Annotated in this window: 20 protein-coding genes; 19 read left to right on the plus strand and 1 reads right to left on the minus strand. The window is 62.4% G+C overall.

All coding sequences use genetic code 11. The features are described 5' to 3' along the window. Positions 1–24: 24 nt before the first annotated feature. On the minus strand, positions 25–1,506 hold the full coding sequence (gene dnaA / locus LPB260_RS20175; RefSeq protein WP_208707651.1) for a chromosomal replication initiator protein DnaA: 1,482 nt from the start codon (positions 1,504–1,506) through the stop codon (positions 25–27). A gap of 521 nt (positions 1,507–2,027) precedes the next feature. Between dnaA and rpmH the strand changes: the two genes are divergently transcribed. From rpmH to glmU, 19 genes are all read left to right on the plus strand, one after another. Next, complete coding sequence (gene rpmH / locus LPB260_RS20180; RefSeq protein ID WP_002551315.1) at positions 2,028–2,162, plus strand: 50S ribosomal protein L34; 135 nt, start codon at positions 2,028–2,030, stop codon at positions 2,160–2,162. Between the two features lie 12 nt (positions 2,163–2,174). Next, positions 2,175–2,579 carry a ribonuclease P protein component gene (gene rnpA, locus LPB260_RS20185; RefSeq protein WP_218281506.1) on the plus strand — a complete coding sequence of 135 codons (405 nt, stop codon included), beginning with the start codon at positions 2,175–2,177 and terminating at the stop codon, positions 2,577–2,579. Continuing rightward, positions 2,572–2,817 (plus strand): membrane protein insertion efficiency factor YidD, encoded by a 246-nt coding sequence (yidD, locus tag LPB260_RS20190; RefSeq protein ID WP_208707653.1) that lies wholly within the window; start codon positions 2,572–2,574, stop codon positions 2,815–2,817. The genes rnpA and yidD overlap by 8 nt, the downstream gene beginning before the upstream one ends. A gap of 2 nt (positions 2,818–2,819) precedes the next feature. Further along, a complete protein-coding gene (yidC, locus tag LPB260_RS20195) occupies positions 2,820–4,493 on the plus strand; it encodes a membrane protein insertase YidC (protein WP_208707654.1) in 1,674 nt (557 codons plus the stop codon). A gap of 76 nt (positions 4,494–4,569) precedes the next feature. Continuing rightward, complete coding sequence (mnmE, locus tag LPB260_RS20200; RefSeq protein WP_208707655.1) at positions 4,570–5,937, plus strand: tRNA uridine-5-carboxymethylaminomethyl(34) synthesis GTPase MnmE; 1,368 nt, start codon at positions 4,570–4,572, stop codon at positions 5,935–5,937. Positions 5,938–6,462: 525 nt separating this feature from the next. After that, complete coding sequence (mnmG, locus tag LPB260_RS20205; protein ID WP_208707656.1) at positions 6,463–8,355, plus strand: tRNA uridine-5-carboxymethylaminomethyl(34) synthesis enzyme MnmG; 1,893 nt, start codon at positions 6,463–6,465, stop codon at positions 8,353–8,355. Further along, complete coding sequence (gene rsmG / locus LPB260_RS20210; protein ID WP_208707657.1) at positions 8,355–9,002, plus strand: 16S rRNA (guanine(527)-N(7))-methyltransferase RsmG; 648 nt, start codon at positions 8,355–8,357, stop codon at positions 9,000–9,002. The genes mnmG and rsmG overlap by 1 nt, the downstream gene beginning before the upstream one ends. 12 nt (positions 9,003–9,014) lie before the next feature. Continuing rightward, complete coding sequence (locus LPB260_RS20215) at positions 9,015–9,803, plus strand: ParA family protein (protein WP_208707658.1); 789 nt, start codon at positions 9,015–9,017, stop codon at positions 9,801–9,803. Between the two features lie 10 nt (positions 9,804–9,813). After that, on the plus strand, positions 9,814–10,686 hold the full coding sequence (locus LPB260_RS20220) for a ParB/RepB/Spo0J family partition protein (RefSeq protein WP_208707659.1): 873 nt from the start codon (positions 9,814–9,816) through the stop codon (positions 10,684–10,686). A gap of 160 nt (positions 10,687–10,846) precedes the next feature. Next, on the plus strand, positions 10,847–11,254 hold the full coding sequence (locus tag LPB260_RS20225; RefSeq protein WP_208707660.1) for a F0F1 ATP synthase subunit I: 408 nt from the start codon (positions 10,847–10,849) through the stop codon (positions 11,252–11,254). 16 nt (positions 11,255–11,270) lie between these two features. Continuing rightward, positions 11,271–12,140: a F0F1 ATP synthase subunit A gene (gene atpB / locus LPB260_RS20230; RefSeq protein ID WP_208707661.1), complete on the plus strand. Its 870-nt coding sequence runs from the start codon at positions 11,271–11,273 to the stop codon at positions 12,138–12,140. A gap of 157 nt (positions 12,141–12,297) precedes the next feature. Beyond that, on the plus strand, positions 12,298–12,555 hold the full coding sequence (atpE, locus tag LPB260_RS20235) for a F0F1 ATP synthase subunit C (protein ID WP_003097235.1): 258 nt from the start codon (positions 12,298–12,300) through the stop codon (positions 12,553–12,555). Between the two features lie 56 nt (positions 12,556–12,611). Then, the gene (locus LPB260_RS20240) at positions 12,612–13,082 is read left to right on the plus strand and encodes a F0F1 ATP synthase subunit B (protein WP_208707662.1); all 471 of its coding nucleotides are present in this window, start codon (positions 12,612–12,614) and stop codon (positions 13,080–13,082) included. Positions 13,083–13,096: 14 nt separating this feature from the next. Further along, positions 13,097–13,633: a F0F1 ATP synthase subunit delta gene (locus LPB260_RS20245; protein ID WP_208707663.1), complete on the plus strand. Its 537-nt coding sequence runs from the start codon at positions 13,097–13,099 to the stop codon at positions 13,631–13,633. 21 nt (positions 13,634–13,654) lie between these two features. Further along, positions 13,655–15,199, plus strand: a complete 1,545-nt coding sequence (gene atpA, locus LPB260_RS20250; protein ID WP_208707664.1) for a F0F1 ATP synthase subunit alpha — start codon at positions 13,655–13,657, stop codon at positions 15,197–15,199. 50 nt (positions 15,200–15,249) lie between these two features. Then, positions 15,250–16,110, plus strand: a complete 861-nt coding sequence (gene atpG / locus LPB260_RS20255; protein WP_208707665.1) for a F0F1 ATP synthase subunit gamma — start codon at positions 15,250–15,252, stop codon at positions 16,108–16,110. A 30-nt stretch (positions 16,111–16,140) separates the two neighbouring features. Then, on the plus strand, positions 16,141–17,517 hold the full coding sequence (atpD, locus tag LPB260_RS20260; protein ID WP_208707666.1) for a F0F1 ATP synthase subunit beta: 1,377 nt from the start codon (positions 16,141–16,143) through the stop codon (positions 17,515–17,517). Between the two features lie 78 nt (positions 17,518–17,595). Continuing rightward, positions 17,596–18,024: a F0F1 ATP synthase subunit epsilon gene (locus LPB260_RS20265; protein WP_208707667.1), complete on the plus strand. Its 429-nt coding sequence runs from the start codon at positions 17,596–17,598 to the stop codon at positions 18,022–18,024. Between the two features lie 85 nt (positions 18,025–18,109). Continuing rightward, positions 18,110–19,474 (plus strand): bifunctional UDP-N-acetylglucosamine diphosphorylase/glucosamine-1-phosphate N-acetyltransferase GlmU, encoded by a 1,365-nt coding sequence (gene glmU, locus LPB260_RS20270; protein ID WP_208707668.1) that lies wholly within the window; start codon positions 18,110–18,112, stop codon positions 19,472–19,474. The last annotated feature ends 14 nt before the right edge of the window (positions 19,475–19,488 follow it).

The raw sequence follows: 19,488 nt of genomic DNA on the forward strand, positions 1-19,488 counted from the left end.
CCCTTGCCTAGTGGAAATGCGTAATTAAGTGGTCAGTGTACGCAGCAGATTCTTGTAGTCCTCGCGGATGTCCGCGTCGGATTCCCTAAGTTCAGCAATCTTACGGCATGCGTGCAATACCGTGGTGTGATCGCGGCCGCCGAAGGCATCGCCGATCTCCGGCAGGCTGTGGTTGGTCAGCTCCTTCGACAGCGCCATGGCCACCTGCCGTGGCCGTGCCACCGAACGCGAGCGGCGCTTGGACAGCAGGTCGGAAATCTTGATCTTGTAGTACTCGGCCACCGTGCGCTGGATGTTGTCGATGCTGACCAGCTTGTCCTGCAGGGCCAGCAGATCCTTCAGCGACTCACGGATCAGCTCAATGGTGATGTCGCGGCCCATGAAGTGGGAATGGGCGATCACCCGCTTCAGCGCCCCTTCCAGTTCGCGCACGTTGGAACGGATGCGCTGGGCGATGAAGAACGCGGCGTCATGCGGCAGGTCGACCTTGGCCTGGTCGGCCTTCTTCATCAGGATGGCCACCCGGGTTTCCAGTTCGGGCGGCTCGACCGCCACGGTCAGGCCCCAGCCGAAGCGCGACTTCAAACGCTCCTCGAGCCCTTCGATCTCCTTCGGGTAGCGATCGCTGGTGAGGATCACCTGCTGGCCGCCTTCGAGCAGCGCATTGAAGGTATGAAAGAACTCCTCCTGGGAGCGCTCCTTCTTGGCGAAGAACTGGATGTCATCGATCAGCAGGGCATCCACCGAACGGTAGAAGCGCTTGAACTCGTTGATCGCATTGAGCTGCAACGCCTTGACCATGTCGGCGACGAAGCGCTCCGAGTGCAAGTAGACCACCTTGGCATTGGGATTCTTGGCCAGCAGGTGGTTGCCCACGGCGTGCATCAGGTGGGTCTTGCCCAAGCCCACGCCACCGTAGAGGAACAACGGGTTGTAGCCGTGCTTGGGATTATCGGCAACCTGCCAGGCAGCCGCTCGGGCCAGCTGGTTGGATTTGCCCTCGACGAAGTTGTCGAAGGTGAAGGTGCGGTTCAGGTAGCTGGTGTGCTTGAGCGCCCCCTCGACCTGCACCGTGCGCTCGCTGCGTACCGGCTGCTGGACCGCCGTGGACTGCGCCATGCTATCGAACTTCGCCCGCGACGGCGGCTCGACTGCCGCAGGATTGACCGGCGGCGGATTGACCGGCACAGGGCTGGCCGCCACTGCGCTGGCTGGCTGCCGAATGCTGGCGCCGCCCGCCGCAACTCGTGGAGCCGCGGAGCGCTTGCTACCTATTAATAAGGAAAGCGCCGGCACCAGGCCGTTGGTCCGTTCTGCCAACAGCTCGAGCAGACGGCCCAGGTACTTCTCATTGACCCAATCGAGCACGAAACGGTTCGGCGCATAGACACGAAGCTCGTCGCCTTCGGCTTCGACCTGCAGTGGACGGATCCAGGTGTTGAATTGCTGAGCAGGCAGTTCATCGCGCAGAAGCTCCACGCACTGCTGCCAAAGTTCCACGGACACGGATATCCCCTAAGTCGTAAGGCGGTGAGGCAAAAACAGCCGCCATTGTAGCCGCCGGAGCACGAGTTATCCACATGAAAGCGTCGCGTCATCCAACCAAATCAGGCGCTTGCGCCCATTCCTGAAAAAGTCAATCACGCCCCTGAAGTCTGTGGATAACCGCCACGGAAACCAGCGGACAACCCCAGGGATAACCCATGGTATAAATCGTCTGTGGATAACCAGACATTTCATCCCCAGCTTATCCGCGCCAACCGCACAGGCCCAGCACCGTTTTCTGACAGACTTACTCCAGCGCGAAGCCCGCTAATCCAGGGGCTTAGAAGCGCTTATCCACAGATGACGGGTGTCCTAATCATTACAAACACTTCTAAACATCTTTAAATATTCTCTTCTTTATATTTCTTCTGATCGGAAGAAAGCCTGGTTGGAAATTGACCTGCCCCCGGCTTTCTCTACAATCGCCGGTCTCTTAAAACCGGGGCCATTCCGGCCCGTCGACGACCACCAGGTACCGCACCATGAAACGCACTTTCCAACCCAGCACCATCAAGCGCGCTCGCACCCACGGCTTCCGTGCCCGTATGGCCACCAAGAACGGTCGCGCAGTCCTGTCGCGTCGTCGCGCCAAAGGCCGCAAGCGTCTGGCCGTCTAAGCATTCTGTCTTGTGGTGAGTCGAGGCTTCGGTCGGGAAAAGCGTCTGCTAACTCCCCGCCAGTTCAAGGCAGTCTTCGACTCCCCCAGCGGCAAGGCTCCGGGCAGAAATGTCCTGCTGCTCGCGCGCAACAACGAGCTCGATCATCCCCGTCTGGGTCTGGTGATCGGCAAGAAGAGCGTCAAGCTCGCGGTTGAGCGCAATCGCCTGAAACGCCAGATCCGCGAATCGTTCCGCCTCAACCAGGACAACCTGGCAGGCTGGGACATCGTGGTGGTTGCGCGTAAAGGCTTGGGCGATCTGCAGAATGCCGAACTGGCTCAACAGTTCGGCAAGCTCTGGAAGCGTCTGGCACGCAACCAGCCCGGCCAGCAGGCCAATGCCCAACCCGGGGTGAACGACGGTCCCCATGCGTAAACTGGCTTTAGCTTCAATCCAGTTCTACCGCTACGCCATTAGCCCGCTGATGGCCAACCACTGTCGTTTCTATCCCAGCTGTTCTTGCTACGCGCAGGAAGCCATCGAGCATCATGGTCTTCTGCGTGGTGGCTGGCTGACCCTGCGTCGGCTCGGTCGCTGTCACCCGTGGAATCCCGGTGGCTACGACCCGGTACCCCTCTCGAATACCTCCCGTTCCTCTTCGATGGCCGAATAATCATGGATATTCAACGCACGATCCTGATCGTCGCCCTGGCAATCGTGTCCTATGTGATGGTTCTCCAGTGGAACCAGGACTACGGCCAAGCTGCCCTGCCGACTCAGACCGCCACATCCAGCAGCAGCGTACCGGGCCTGCCGGAAACGGCTGCGGCCACCAGCAGTGACGACGTGCCGACGGCTGGCACCGAGGTCAGCGAACCGAGCGTGATCAGCAGCCCGGTCAGCGAAGAGCTGATCCGGGTCAAGACCGACGTGCTGGACCTGTCCATCGACCCGCGCGGCGGTGACGTGGTGCAGCTGCATCTGCTGCAGTACCCGCGTCGCCAGGATCGCCCGGATGTCCCGTTTCAGCTGTTCGACAACGGCGGCGAGCGCCTGTACCTGGCCCAGAGCGGCCTGACCGGCGCCAACGGCCCCGATGCGCGCGCCAGCGGCCGACCGCTGTACAACAGCGAGCAGCGCGAGTACCGCATGGCGGAGGATCAGGACCAGCTGGTCGTAGAACTGCAGTTCAGCGAAGCCGGGGTCAACTACACCAAGCGCTTCACCTTTGAACGCGGCCAGTACGACCTGAACGTCAGCTATCTGATCGATAACCAGAGTGCCCAGGCCTGGACCGGCAACCTGTTCGCCCAGCTCAAGCGCGACGACAGCGGTGACCCATCCTCGAGCACCGCTACCGGCACCGCCACCTACCTGGGTGCCGCGCTCTGGACCAAGGAAAAGCCCTACACCAAGGTGTCGACGGGCGACATGGACGACAAGAACCTGCGCGAAACGGTGACCGGCGGCTGGATCGCCTGGCTGCAGCACTATTTCGTCACCGCCTGGGTCCCGGCGAAGGACAGCACCAACCTGGTGCAGACCCGCAAGGACAGCCAGGGTAACTACATCATCGGCTTCACCGGCCCGGCGTTGAACGTCCCGGCAGGCGCCAGTGCCGAGACCAGCGCGATCCTCTACGCCGGCCCGAAGACCCAGGAAAACCTCGAGGCGTTGTCGCCGGGCCTGGACCTGACCGTCGACTACGGCATCCTCTGGTTCCTCGCCAAACCGATCTTCTGGCTGCTCGGCCATATCCACGACCTGCTGGGCAACTGGGGCTGGTCGATCATCGTCCTGACCATCATCATCAAGCTGGCGTTCTTCCCGCTGTCGGCCGCCAGCTACAAGTCGATGGCGCGCATGCGTGCGGTATCGCCCAAGCTGCAGGCGCTGAAGGAGCAGTTTGGCGACGACCGCCAGAAGATGTCCCAGGCGATGATGGAGCTGTACAAGAAGGAAAAGATCAATCCGCTGGGCGGCTGCCTGCCGATCCTGGTGCAGATGCCGGTGTTCCTGGCCCTCTACTGGGTGCTCCTGGAAAGCGTGGAAATGCGCCAGGCCCCTTGGATGCTCTGGATCACCGACCTGTCGATCAAGGACCCCTTCTTCATCCTGCCGATCATCATGGGCGCCACCATGTTCATCCAGCAGCAGCTCAACCCGACGCCGCCGGATCCGATGCAGGCCAGGGTGATGAAGATGATGCCGATCATCTTCACCTTCTTCTTCCTCTGGTTCCCCGCCGGTCTGGTGCTGTACTGGGTGGTCAACAACGTCCTGTCGATCGGCCAGCAGTGGTACATTACCCGCAAGATCGAAGCCGCGAGCAAGGCCGCTGCCGCCTGACCCGCCCCAGCTTCTGAGCGCTAAACAAGACGCCCCCGCAGTGGGGCGTCTTGCTATCCAGCATTCGGAGTCCAGCATGCAAACAGCCCGTGAAACCATTGCCGCCGTCGCCACCGCTCAAGGACGGGGCGGAGTCGGCATCGTGCGCGTCTCCGGCCCGCTGGCGGAGCAGATCGCCCTGACCATCTGCCAACGCCAGCTGCAGCCGCGCTATGCCCACTACGGCGCGTTCTACGCCGGCCCCGAGCAACTGATCGACGAAGGCCTGGCGCTGTACTTTCCGGGCCCGAACTCCTTTACTGGTGAGGATGTACTCGAACTGCAGGGACATGGCGGGCCCGTGGTGCTGGACCTGCTGCTGCGTCGCTGCCTGGAACTCGGCGCGCGCCTGGCGCGGCCAGGCGAGTTCAGCGAACGGGCCTTCCTCAACGACAAACTCGACCTGGCCCAGGCCGAGGCCATCGCCGACCTGATCGAGGCCAGCTCCGAACAGGCCGCGCGCAACGCCCTGCGCTCGCTGCAAGGGGAGTTCTCCCGGCGCATCCACGCCCTCACCGAACGCCTGATCCAGCTGCGCATCTATGTCGAGGCCGCCATCGACTTCCCCGAGGAGGAAATCGACTTCCTCGCTGACGGTCATGTCCTGGCGCTGTTGCAGGGCGTGCGCGAAGACTTATCCACAGTACTGCGCGAGGCCGGTCAGGGTGCGTTGCTGCGCGACGGCATGACAGTGGTGATCGCCGGCCGGCCCAACGCCGGCAAGTCGAGCCTGCTCAACGCCCTGGCCGGCCGCGAGGCGGCCATCGTCACCGAGATCGCCGGCACCACCCGCGACGTGCTGCGCGAACACATCCACATCGACGGCATGCCCCTGCACGTGGTCGATACCGCCGGCCTGCGGGATACCGAGGACCAGGTCGAACGGATCGGCGTGGAGCGCGCGCTGAAGGCCATAGCCGAGGCCGACCGGATACTGCTGATGGTCGATGCCACGGCACCGGAGGCTGCCGACCCCTTCGCCCTCTGGCCGGAGTTTCTCGAGCGCCGCCCGGATCCGGCCAGGGTCACCCTGATCCGCAACAAGGCCGACCTGTCTGGCGAACCGGTGGCGCTGGACGTCTGCGACGACGGCCATGTGACCCTCAGCCTGTCGGCCAAGTCCGGTACCGGCCTGGAACTGCTACGCGACCACCTGAAGGCCTGCATGGGCTATGAGCAGACCGCAGAGAGCGGCTTCAGTGCCCGCCGCCGCCACCTCGAGGCCCTGCGTCAGGCCGCCGCCAGTCTCGATCACGGCCACGCCCAACTGACCCTGGCCGGGGCCGGGGAACTGCTGGCCGAAGACCTGCGCCAGGCTCAGCACGCCCTTGGCGAGATCACCGGGGCCTTCAGTTCGGACGAGCTGCTCGGACGGATCTTCTCCAGCTTCTGCATCGGCAAATAGCGCCCCCAGCGCTTCGCCAGGCGTCACCATCCAATCCATTTCCCCACTGCGGCGCTTTTGCGTCGCAGGGCTTTTGCCTGCGCGCGAGTCGCCGAAACGGTAATCCACAGGCCACCTAAGCCCTGTGGAAAACTGCCCTTGAGCCCGGTCGATAACCCGGTCACAAAACTGAGGATAAACCCGCCTGTGCATAACTGACACTTTGATCCACAGGTTGAGCCCAGCTCTCCCACCGCCTGCTGACCGGAATGGCACAGTCTTATACATCGCTCAATACAGCGTGCGACTAGGCCTGGCGCCATCTATCCACAGAAAAGCTCTTCATAAGTAATAAACATAAAAACAAAGCTTTATAAAAATTCATTCATATATTCTTTATTAACCGACCCGATTCCTCTCCCCCTCCGGGTTGGCTATTTTTTGTGCAAAAGGCTTCTTTCAGCCCGGCTAACTGCCTATACTTGCCGGCTTTCCAGCTTTTCGACCCAAAAGCCCCCCAAATTCTCAACAGGCACGAGGTGCGTGGTGGATTTCCCTTCCCGTTTTCAGGTGATAGTCATCGGCGGCGGCCATGCCGGTACCGAGGCGGCGCTGGCCGCCGCGCGCATGGGCGTGAAAACCCTGCTGCTGACCCACAACGTGGAAACCCTCGGGCAGATGAGCTGCAACCCGGCCATCGGCGGCATCGGCAAGAGCCACCTAGTCAAGGAAATCGACGCCCTCGGCGGGGCCATGGCCCAAGCCACCGACCGCGGTGGCATCCAGTTTCGCGTGCTCAACAGCCGCAAGGGCCCGGCGGTGCGCGCTACCCGTGCCCAGGCCGACCGCGTGCTGTACAAGGCGGCCATTCGCGAAACGCTGGAAAACCAGGCCAACCTGTGGATATTTCAACAGGCGGCGGACGACCTCATTGTCGAGCAGGATGAGGTCAAGGGCGTGGTTACCCAGATGGGCCTGCGTTTTCTCGCCGATTCGGTGGTTTTGACCACCGGAACCTTCCTCGGCGGACTTATCCACATCGGCATGCAGAACTATTCCGGCGGCCGCGCCGGCGATCCACCCTCGATCGCCCTGGCCCGACGCTTGCGCGAATTGCCGCTGCGGGTCGGTCGTCTGAAGACCGGCACCCCGCCGCGCATCGATGGCCGCAGCGTGGACTTCTCGGTGATGACTGAACAGCCCGGCGATACCCCGACGCCGCTGATGTCCTTCCTCGGCAAGGCGCAACAGCAGCCGCGGCAGATCAGTTGCTGGATCACCCATACCAATGCGCGCACCCACGAGATCATCGCCGCCAACCTCGATCGCTCGCCGATGTACTCCGGCATGATCGAAGGCATCGGGCCGCGCTACTGCCCGTCGATCGAAGACAAGATCCACCGCTTCGCCGACAAGGACAGCCACCAGGTGTTCATCGAGCCCGAGGGCCTGACCACCCACGAGCTGTACCCCAACGGTATCTCCACCTCGCTGCCGTTCGACGTGCAGCTGCAAGTGGTGCGCTCCATCCGCGGCATGGAGAACGCCCATATCGTCCGTCCTGGCTACGCCATCGAGTACGACTATTTCGATCCCCGCGACCTCAAGTACAGCCTGGAGACCAAGGTGATCGGCGGACTGTTCTTCGCCGGCCAGATCAACGGCACCACCGGCTACGAAGAAGCCGGTGCCCAGGGCCTGCTGGCCGGCGCCAACGCCGCGCTACGGGCCCAGGGCAAGGGCAGCTGGTGTCCACGACGCGACGAGGCCTACCTCGGCGTGCTGGTCGACGACCTGATCACCCTGGGCACCCAGGAGCCCTACCGCATGTTCACCTCGCGCGCCGAGTACCGGCTGATCCTGCGCGAGGACAACGCCGACCTGCGCCTGACCGCCAAGGGCCGTGAGCTTGGCCTGGTCGACGACGAGCGCTGGGCCGCCTTCGATGCCAAGCGCGAAGGCATTGCCCGGGAAGAACAGCGCCTGAAGAGCACCTGGGTGCGGCCGAACACCCCCCAGGGCGAGGCCATCGCCGCGCGCTTCGGTACCCCGCTGAGCCACGAATACAACCTGCTCAACCTGCTCAGCCGCCCGGAAATCGATTACGCCGGTCTGGTCGAGCTGACCGGCGGCGGCGCCGAAGATCCCCAGGTCGCCGAGCAGGTGGAGATCAAGACCAAGTACGCCGGCTATATCGACCGTCAGCAGGAAGAGATCGCCCGGCTGCGCGCCAGCGAAGACGTGCAACTGCCGGCCGACATCGACTACTCGAGCATTTCCGGCCTCTCCAAGGAGATCCAGCACAAGCTCGGTGAGACCCGGCCGCAGACCCTCGGTCAGGCTTCGCGGATCCCCGGGGTGACTCCGGCGGCGATCTCGTTGCTGCTGATCCACCTAAAGAAACGCAACGCCGGCCGCCAGTTGGAGCACAGTGCCTGATGCAAGTGGTCACCCATCGCCATGCCGAAGAACTGGCCCAGGGCGCCCGCGAGCTAGGCGTCGAACTGTCCGCGGCGCAGCAGGAGCAACTGCTCGCCTACCTGGCCCTGCTGATCAAGTGGAACAAGGCCTACAACCTCACCGCCGTGCGCGATCCCGATGAAATGGTCTCGCGTCACCTGCTCGACAGCCTCAGCGTGGTGCCCTTCGTCGCCGAGGCCGGGGACAGCTGGCTGGACGTCGGCAGTGGCGGCGGCATGCCGGGCGTTCCCCTGGCCATCTTGTTTCCCGAGCGGCGCTTCACCCTGCTCGACTCCAATGGCAAGAAGACCCGCTTCCTCACCCAGGTGAAGCTCGAGCTCAAGCTGGCCAATCTGGAAGTTATCCACAGCCGGGTGGAGGCCTACCGGCCGCAGCAGCCATTCGCCGGCATCTGTTCTCGGGCCTTCAGCGCTTTGGAAGATTTCGCCAACTGGACCCGCCACCTCGGCGACGAGCAGACCCGCTGGCTGGCGATGAAGGGCGTGCACCCGGACGACGAGTTGCAGGCATTGCCGCAGGACTTCCGTCTCGCCGCCACCGAGGTGCTCAAGGTTCCCGGTTGCCAAGGTCAGCGCCATCTGTTGATACTGCGGCGCTCGGTCTAGGGGGAACGGCAGATGGCTAAAGTATTCGCAATCGCTAACCAGAAAGGCGGCGTGGGCAAGACCACCACCTGCATCAATCTGGCCGCCTCGCTGGTGGCGACCAAGCGCCGCGTGCTGCTGATCGACCTCGATCCCCAGGGCAACGCCACCATGGGCAGCGGCGTGGACAAGCACGGTCTGGAGCACTCGATCTACGACGTGCTGATCGGCGAATGCGATGTGGCCGAGGCCATGCAGCTCTCCGAACACGGCGGCTACCAGCTGCTGCCGGCCAACCGCGACCTGACCGCCGCCGAGGTTGCGCTGCTCGAAATGAAGATGAAGGAGAGTCGCCTGCGCTACGCCCTGGCGCCGATCCGCGAGAACTACGACTACATCCTCATCGACTGTCCGCCGGCGCTGTCCATGCTCACGGTCAACGCCCTGGTCGCCGCCGATGGGGTGATCATCCCCATGCAATGCGAGTACTACGCCCTGGAGGGGCTCAGCGACCTGGTCAACAGCATCCAGCGCATCGCCCAGATGCTCAATCCGAGCCTGAAGATCGAAGGCCTGCTGCGCACCATGTACGACCCGCGCATCAGCCTGACCAACGACGTTTCGGCGCAGCTCAAGGATCACTTCGCCGACCAGCTGTACCAGACCGTGATCCCGCGCAATGTGCGCCTGGCCGAAGCGCCGAGCTTCGGCATGCCGGCGCTGGTATACGACAAGCAATCCCGTGGAGCCATCGCCTACCTGGCCTTGGCCGGCGAACTGGTTCGCCGTCAGCGCGCCAGCGCCCACACCGCAACCGCATAAGGAATTCCGCATGGCCGCCAAGAAACGAGGGCTAGGACGAGGCCTGGACGCCCTGCTGGGGGGGACCAGCGTCAACGCCTTGCAGGAGGAAGCCGTCCGGGCCGACAGCCAGGAGCTGCAGCACCTGCCGCTGGACCTGATCCAGCGCGGCAAGTACCAGCCGCGTCGCGACATGGACCCCACCGCCCTGGAGGAACTGGCCCAGTCGATCAAGGCCCAGGGGGTGATGCAACCGATCGTGGTGCGGCCGATCGACGGCGGGCGTTACGAGATCGTCGCCGGCGAACGCCGCTGGCGCGCCTGCCACCAGGCCGGGCTGGAGCGGATTCCGGCGATGGTCCGCGAGCTGCCGGACGAGGCCGCCATCGCCATGGCGCTGATCGAGAACATCCAGCGCGAGGACCTCAACCCGATCGAGGAAGCCGTCGCCCTGCAGCGACTGCAGCAGGAGTTCCAGCTGACCCAGCAGCAGGTGGCCGAAGCCGTCGGCAAGTCGCGCGTAACCATCACCAACCTGCTGCGCCTGATTGCCCTGCCGGAAGAGATCAAGACCCTGCTCGCCCACGGCGATCTGGAGATGGGCCACGCCCGTGCGTTGCTGGGCCTGCCCGCCGAGCAGCAGGTCGCCGGGGCGCGACATGTTGTCGCACGCGGACTCACCGTGCGCCAGACCGAGGCACTGGTCAGGCAGTGGCTGAACACCCAGGAAAAAACTGTCGAGAAGGTCAAGCCCGATCCGGACATCAGCCGCCTCGAACAGCGTCTGGCTGAACGCCTGGGCTCGCCGGTGCAGATCAAGCATGGGCAGAAGGGCAAGGGGCAACTGGTTATCCGTTACAACTCGCTGGACGAGTTGCAAGGTGTGCTGGCCCACATTCGCTGAAACATTTGCAGGTGTAACGAGTAGTCGGAAATCACTGCCGAAGGTTGAATGGGGGGGAACCACCCCTATACTCTGCGCGCATTTCGTCGGCACAAAGTATGCCAAGTCATTGATTGTTTTGGCGCTGACGCCAGAGGTCCGCTTCCAGGAACAGAACACGATGGATGCTCGCACGCCGAATCGCCTGCCCTTCCATCGTCTACCGGTAATCCCGGTGCTGGTGGCGCAACTGGTCGTGGCTTCGCTCGCCGCTGCCGTGTTGTGGCAATGGCGTGGCCCGGTGGCCGGTTACTCGGGGCTGTTGGGTGGCCTGATTGCCTGGCTGCCGAACCTGTATTTTGCCCACAAGGCGTTCCGGTTTTCCGGGGCGCGGGCCGCTCAAGCCATCGTCCGGTCGTTTTATGCCGGTGAGGCGGGCAAATTGATTCTGACGGCAGTGCTGTTTGCGCTGACGTTCGCAGGCGTGAAGCCATTGGAAGCGCTGGCGGTATTCGGCGTGTTCCTCCTGACCCAGGTGGTCAACTGGTTCGCGCCCCTGCTGTTGAAAATAAGACTTTTTAGACCTTAGGGCGTTTGAGGCAAACATGGCAGAACAAACCGCTTCGGGCTATATCCAGCACCACCTGCAAAACCTGACCTTCGGTCAGCACCCGGTGAACGGCTGGAGCTTTGCCCACACCGCACAGGAAGCCAAAGAAATGGGTTTCTGGGCCTTCCACGTGGATACCCTGGGCTGGTCCGTCGTATTGGGCCTGGTCTTTATCCTGCTGTTCCGCATGGCCGCCAAGCGCGCCACCAGCGGTCAGCCCGGCGGCCTGCAGAACTTCGTCGAAGTGCTGGTGGAGTTCGTCGACGGCAGCGTCAAGGACACCTTCCACGGGCGTAACCCGCTGATCGCCCCGCTGGCCCTGACCATCTTCGTCTGGATCTTCCTGATGAACCTGATGGACCTGGTACCGGTCGACTTCCTGCCGTTGCTGGCCGCGACCATCAGCGGTGATTCGCACCTGTTCTTCCGCGTGGTACCGACCACCGACCCGAACGCCACCCTGGGCATGGCCCTGTCGGTATTCGGCCTGATCGTCTTCTACAGCATCAAGGTCAAGGGCATCGGCGGCTTTATCGGCGAGCTGACCCTGCACCCGTTCGGCAGCAAGAACCTGCTGGTCCAGGCGCTGCTGATTCCGGTGAACTTCCTGCTCGAGTTCGTCACCCTGATCGCCAAGCCGATTTCCCTGGCCTTGCGTCTGTTCGGCAACATGTACGCCGGCGAACTGATCTTCATCCTGATTGCCGTGATGTTCGGCAGTGGCCTGTTCCTGCTCAGTGGCCTGGGCGTCGTCCTGAACTGGGCCTGGGCGGTGTTCCACATCCTGATCATCACCCTGCAGGCGTTCATCTTCATGATGCTGACCATCGTCTACCTGTCGATGGCGCACGAAGACAACCACTAACAGCACTTACGTACCCTGCAGCCGGTTCCTGAACGGGAGTCGGCCGAGGGGCCGGTGATGTCGGTGGCAGCCCGCAAGGGCAAGCTGGAAACGATTTAGCTTTACCGCTCTACCTTAGAAAACCTTAACCAATACGACATAAAAGTCGGGAGGAAAAATGGAAACTGTAGTTGGTCTGACCGCGATCGCTGTTGCTCTGCTGATTGGCCTGGGTGCCCTGGGTACCGCCATTGGCTTCGGCCTGCTGGGCGGCAAGTTCCTGGAAGGCGCTGCGCGTCAGCCGGAAATGGTTCCGATGCTGCAAGTGAAAATGTTCATCGTCGCCGGTCTGCTCGACGCCGTGACCATGATCGGTGTTGGTATCGCACTGTTCTTCACCTTCGCGAACCCCTTCGTTGGTCAAATCGCTGGCTAATCACTCGACTATTCGAGTGATTGGTTTGCCGGACAACGAACGAGCGAGGTGTTGGCGTGAACATTAATGCAACCCTGATTGGCCAGGCCGTTGCCTTCTTCATCTTCGTGATGTTCTGCATGAAGTTCGTATGGCCTCCGGTCATTACGGCTCTGCAGGAGCGTCAGAAGAAGATTGCAGATGGCCTGGACGCTGCCAGCCGTGCGGCTCGTGACCTGGAGTTGGCCCATGAAAAAGTGGCCCAGCAACTGCGCGAGGCGAAAACCCAGGCAGCCGAGATCATCGAGCAGGCCAAGAAGCGCGGTACCCAGATTGTCGACGAAGCCCGTGAACAGGCTCGTGTCGAAGCTGACCGCGTGAAGGCTCAGGCTCAGGCCGAGATCGAACAGGAACTGAACAGTGTCAAAGACGCCTTGCGCGCCCAAGTGGGCAGCCTGGCGGTCAGCGGCGCCGAGAAAATCCTGAGCGTATCCATCGACCAAAACGCGCATGCGGAGCTGGTTAACAAACTGGCAGCCGAAATTTAAGCGAGGGCGCGATCATGGCAGAACTGACCACGCTGGCCCGACCTTACGCTAAGGCTGCCTTCGAGTACGCCCAGGCCCACCAGCAGCTGGCCAATTGGTCAGCCATGCTCGGCCTGGCGTCTGCAGTGTCGCAAGACGACACCCTGCAGCGCGTGCTCAAGGCCCCGCGTCTGACGAGTACAGAAAAGGCCACCACCTTTATCGAGGTGTGTGGTGACAAGTTCGACGCCCAGGTACGCAATTTCATCCACGTCCTAGCCGAAAACGATCGCCTGGCCCTGTTGCCGGAGATCGTCGAGCTGTTCGAGCTTTACAAGGCCGAGCAGGAGAAGACGGTTGACGTGGATGTCACCAGTGCCTTCGCATTGAGCGATGAACAGCAAGACAAACTCGCCAAGGTTCTCAGTGCACGGCTCGGCCGAGAAGTGCGTCTGCACGCCGCGGAGGACGCCGCCCTGATCGGTGGTGTCGTCATTCGCGCCGGCGACCTGGTTATCGATGGCTCAGTTCGCGGCAAGATCGCGAAGCTGGCCGAAGCATTGAAATCTTGAGTTTGAAGGGGCAGCAGAGCTATGCAGCAACTCAATCCTTCCGAAATTAGTGAAATCATCAAGGGACGTATCGAGAAACTCGACGTCTCTTCCCAAGCCCGCAACGAAGGCACCGTCGTCAGCGTTTCCGACGGCATCGTGCGCATTCACGGTCTCGCCGATGTGATGTACGGCGAAATGATCGAGTTCCCGGGCGGCGTCTTCGGCATGGCACTGAACCTGGAGCAGGACTCCGTCGGTGCCGTTGTGCTGGGTGCTTACACCAGCCTGGCCGAAGGCATGAGCGCCAAGTGCACCGGTCGCATCCTGGAAGTTCCGGTTGGTCCGGAACTGCTGGGCCGTGTGGTCGATGCCCTGGGCAACCCGATCGACGGCAAAGGCCCGCTCAACAACGTCGCCACCGACGCGGTTGAAAAGGTTGCACCGGGCGTGATCTGGCGTAAGTCGGTCGACCAGCCGGTGCAGACCGGTTACAAGTCGGTTGACGCCATGATCCCGGTAGGCCGTGGCCAGCGTGAGCTGATCATCGGTGACCGTCAGATCGGTAAGACCGCCCTGGCCGTCGACGCCATCATCAACCAGAAAGACAGCGGCATCCGCTGCGTCTATGTGGCCATCGGTCAGAAGCAGTCGACCATCGCCAACGTGGTACGCAAGCTGGAAGAGAACGGCGCCCTGGCCAACACCATCGTGGTGGCCGCCTCCGCTTCCGAATCCGCTGCACTGCAGTTCATCGCACCGTACGCCGGTTGCACCATGGGCGAGTACTTCCGCGACCGCGGCGAAGACGCGCTGATCGTGTATGACGATCTGTCCAAGCAGGCCGTGGCCTACCGCCAGATCTCCCTGCTGCTGCGCCGTCCGCCAGGCCGTGAAGCCTACCCGGGTGACGTGTTCTATCTCCACAGCCGTCTGCTGGAGCGCGCCTCACGCGTTTCCGAAGAGTATGTGGAGAAGTTCACCAACGGCGAAGTGAAAGGCAAGACCGGTTCCCTGACCGCCCTGCCGATCATCGAAACCCAGGCTGGCGACGTTTCCGCGTTCGTTCCGACCAACGTGATCTCGATCACCGACGGTCAGATCTTCCTGGAATCGGCCATGTTCAACTCGGGTATCCGTCCGGCCGTCAACGCCGGTATCTCGGTATCCCGCGTCGGTGGTGCAGCCCAGACCAAGATCATCAAGAAGCTCTCCGGTGGTATCCGTACCGCCCTGGCTCAGTACCGTGAACTGGCGGCCTTCGCCCAGTTCGCTTCTGACCTGGACGAAGCCACCCGCAAGCAGCTCGAGCATGGTCAGCGCGTCACCGAGCTGATGAAGCAGAAGCAGTACGCGCCGATGTCCATCGCTGACATGTCGCTGTCGCTGTATGCCGCCGACCGTGGTTTCCTGCGGGACATCGAAGTCGCCAAAGTCGGCGCTTTCGAGCAGGCCCTGATCGCTTACTTCAACCGGGATCACGCCGCTCTGCTGGCGAAGATCAACGAGAAGGGTGACTTCAACGACGACATCGATGCCCAGCTCAAAGCCGGTATCGAGAAGTTCAAGGCCACCCAAACCTGGTAAGCCGCAGCGGGGGCCTCGCGGCCCCCGCCTGCTAACCCGATAGGTGTCAAATGGCAGGCGCAAAAGAGATTCGCAGCAAGATTGCGAGCATCAAAAGCACGCAGAAGATCACCAGCGCCATGGAAAAGGTGGCGGTCAGCAAAATGCGCAGGGCTCAACAGCGCATGGCGTCGAGCCGTCCCTATGCGGAGCGTATCCGCCAGGTCATCGGTCATCTGGCCAACGCCAACCCGGAATACCGTCACCCGTTCATGATCGACCGCGAAATCAAGCGCGTCGGTTATGTGGTGGTGAGTTCGGACCGGGGTCTGTGCGGTGGCCTGAATACCAACCTGTTCAAGGCTCTGGTCAAGGACATGGCGAGCAATCGCGAGCGCGGCGTGGAGATCGATCTCTGCGTGATTGGCAGCAAGGGTGCGGCTTTCTTCCGCAACTTTGGTGGCAACGTAGTCGCTGCGATCAGCCACCTGGGCGAGGAACCGTCGATCAATGATCTGATCGGCAGCGTCAAGGTGATGCTCGATGCGTACCTCGAGGGTCGCATCGACCGTTTGTCCGTGGTCTCGAACAAGTTCATCAATACCATGACGCAACAGCCGACAGTGGAACAGTTGATTCCGCTGGTGGCGACTCCGGATGAAGAACTCAAGCACCACTGGGACTACCTGTACGAACCCGACGCCAAGGAGCTGCTGGACGGCTTGATGGTGCGTTACGTGGAGTCGCAGGTGTACCAGGCGGTGGTCGAGAACAACGCGGCCGAGCAGGCTGCGCGGATGATCGCGATGAAGAACGCCACCGACAACGCCGGTGACCTGATCAGCGATTTGCAGCTGATCTACAACAAGGCGCGTCAGGCAGCGATCACCCAAGAGATTTCGGAAATCGTCGGCGGCGCTGCCGCGGTTTAAGAACGGTTCAAATATTCAGAGGAACCAAAGATGAGTAGCGGACGTATCGTTCAAATCATCGGCGCCGTTATCGACGTGGAATTCCCGCGTGATCAGGTGCCGAGTGTTTATGAAGCGTTGAAAGTAGTCGGCGCTGAAACCACCCTGGAAGTTCAGCAGCAGCTGGGCGACGGCGTGGTACGTACCATTGCGATGGGTTCGACCGAAGGCCTCAAGCGTGGCCTGGACGTCGGCAGCACTGGCAAGGCCATCTCCGTACCGGTCGGTAAAGCGACCCTGGGCCGGATCATGGACGTGCTGGGCAACCCGATCGACGAAGCCGGTCCGATCGGCGAAGAAGAGCAGTGGGAAATCCACCGCCCTGCGCCCTCCTATGCCGAGCAGGCAGGCTCCAACGAGCTGCTGGAAACCGGCATCAAGGTTATCGACCTGGTTTGCCCGTTCGCCAAGGGTGGTAAGGTCGGTCTGTTCGGTGGTGCCGGTGTCGGCAAGACCGTAAACATGATGGAACTGATCCGTAACATCGCCATCGAGCACAGCGGTTATTCCGTGTTCGCCGGTGTGGGTGAGCGTACTCGTGAGGGTAACGACTTCTACCACGAGATGAAGGATTCCAACGTTCTCGACAAGGTAGCCCTGGTCTACGGTCAGATGAACGAGCCGCCAGGCAACCGTCTGCGCGTGGCACTGACTGGCCTGACCATGGCCGAGAAGTTCCGTGACGAAGGCCGTGACGTACTGTTGTTCGTCGACAACATCTACCGTTACACCCTGGCCGGTACCGAAGTATCCGCACTGCTCGGCCGTATGCCGTCGGCGGTGGGTTACCAGCCGACCCTGGCCGAGGAAATGGGCGTCCTGCAGGAGCGCATCACCTCCACCAAGAAGGGCTCGATCACCTCGATCCAGGCGGTATACGTACCGGCGGACGACCTGACCGACCCGAGCCCGGCGACCACCTTCGCCCACCTGGACGCCACCGTGGTACTGTCCCGTGACATCGCCTCGCTGGGTATCTACCCGGCCGTCGATCCGCTGGACTCCACCAGCCGTCAGCTCGACCCGCTGGTGATCGGCCAGGAGCACTACGACACCGCTCGCGGCGTGCAGTACGTGCTGCAGCGTTACAAGGAACTGAAGGACATCATCGCGATCCTCGGCATGGACGAACTGTCCGAAGCGGATAAGCAACTGGTATCCCGCGCCCGTAAGATCCAGCGCTTCCTGTCCCAGCCGTTCTTCGTGGCGGAGGTCTTCACCGGCTCGCCAGGCAAGTACGTTTCCCTGAAGGACACCATCGCTGGTTTCAGCGGTATCCTGAAAGGCGACTACGACCACCTGCCGGAGCAGGCGTTCTACATGGTCGGCGGCATCGAAGAAGCCATCGAGAAAGCGAAGAAACTGTAATCACCCCATGCGCCTGGCAACGGGCGCATCAGGCTGTGGATAAAGTGTTATCCACAGCCTGTAATGTGAGGCAAGCGTATGGCTATGACAGTCCATTGCGATATCGTCAGCGCAGAAGCGGAAATCTTCTCCGGTCTGGTGGAGATGGTGATTGCGCACGGCAACCTGGGTGATCTTGGTATCGCTCCGGGCCACGCGCCGCTGATCACCGACCTCAAGCCGGGCCCGATCCGTGTGGTAAAGCAGGGTGGCGAAGAGGAGGTGTATTACATCTCCGGCGGCTTCCTGGAAGTGCAGCCGAACATGGTCAAGGTTCTCGCCGACACCGTGCAGCGCGCCGCCGACCTGGACGAAGCCTCTGCCCTGGAAGCCGTCAAGGCGGCCGAGAAGGCTCTGCACGAACAGGGTGCCGAGTTCGACTACGGCTCCGCCGCAGCACGTCTGGCCGAGGCCGCAGCTCAGCTGCGCACCGTCCAGCAGCTGCGCAAGAAGTTCGGCGGCAGCTGATTCCGCCAGGCTTCATCGCAAGTCAGTAAAAGGGTAGCCTTGGCTACCCTTTTTCTTTTCCGTCATTCCTGGATCAGCCCCGCCCATGTCTCTCGATATCGTCATCCTCGCCGCTGGCCAAGGCACCCGCATGCGCTCCGCCTTGCCGAAAGTCCTGCATCCGGTCGCCGGCAAGTCCATGCTCGGCCACGTCATCGACACCGCGCGGGCGCTGTCGCCCCAGGGTATCCATGTGGTGATCGGCCATGGCGCCGAGACGGTGCGTGAGCGCCTGGCGGCGGACGACCTGAACTTCGTCCTGCAGCGCGAACAACTCGGCACCGGCCATGCGGTGGCCCAGGCGCTGCCGGCGTTGTCCGCCGAGCGGGTGCTGATCCTCTACGGCGACGTGCCGCTGATCGAGCAGGCCACCCTGGAGCGTCTGCTGCAGAAGGTCGGCGACGATCAGTTGGCCCTGCTCACCGTCGACCTCAACGACCCCACCGGCTACGGCCGTATCGTTCGCGACACCAGTGGTGCGGTGCAGGCGATCGTCGAGCACAAGGACGCCACGCCCGAGCAGCGGCAGATCTGCGAAGGCAACACCGGCATTCTCGCGGTCCCCGGTGCGCGCCTGGGCGAATGGCTGGGGCGGTTGTCCAACAGCAATGCCCAGGGCGAGTACTACCTGACCGACGTGATCGCCATGGCGGTCGCCGACGGGCTGCCGGTAGCCACCGAGCAGCCGTTGGACGCGATGGAGGTGCAGGGCGCCAACGACCGCATCCAGCTGGCCGAACTGGAGCGCCACTACCAGCGTCGCGCCGCGCGCCAGCTGATGGCCCAAGGCGTGACCCTGCGCGATCCGGCGCGTTTCGACCTGCGCGGCGAGGTCACGGTCGGCCGCGACGTGCTGGTCGACATCAACGTGATTCTAGAAGGCCGGGTGGTGATCGAGGACGGTGTTGAGATCGGCCCGAACTGCGTGATCAAGGACAGCGTTCTGCGCAGGGGCTCGATCGTCAAGGCCAACAGCCACCTGGACGGTGCGGAGCTTGGCGAGGGCGCCGACTGCGGCCCCTTCGCCCGCCTGCGTCCGGGCGCGGTGCTCGGCGCCAAGGCCCATGTCGGCAACTTCGTCGAGCTGAAAAACGCCGTGCTGGGTGAGGGCGCCAAGGCCGGTCACCTGAGCTATCTGGGCGATGCCGAGATCGGCGCGCGCAGCAACATCGGCGCCGGCACCATCACCTGCAACTACGACGGCGCCAACAAGTTCCGCACCCTGATGGGCGAGGATGTGTTCATCGGTTCCAACAGCGCCCTGGTGGCCCCGGTTTCCCTCGGCGATCGTGCCACCACCGGCGCCGGTTCGGTGATCACCGGCGACGTGCCGGCCGACAGCCTCGCGGTGGGCCGGGCCAAGCAACGCAATATCGACGGCTGGAAGCGACCGACCAAGCGCAAGGGCTGAGTGCCGGAGGAGGC

The sequence above is a fragment of the Pseudomonas sp. LPB0260 genome (assembly GCF_013388395.1).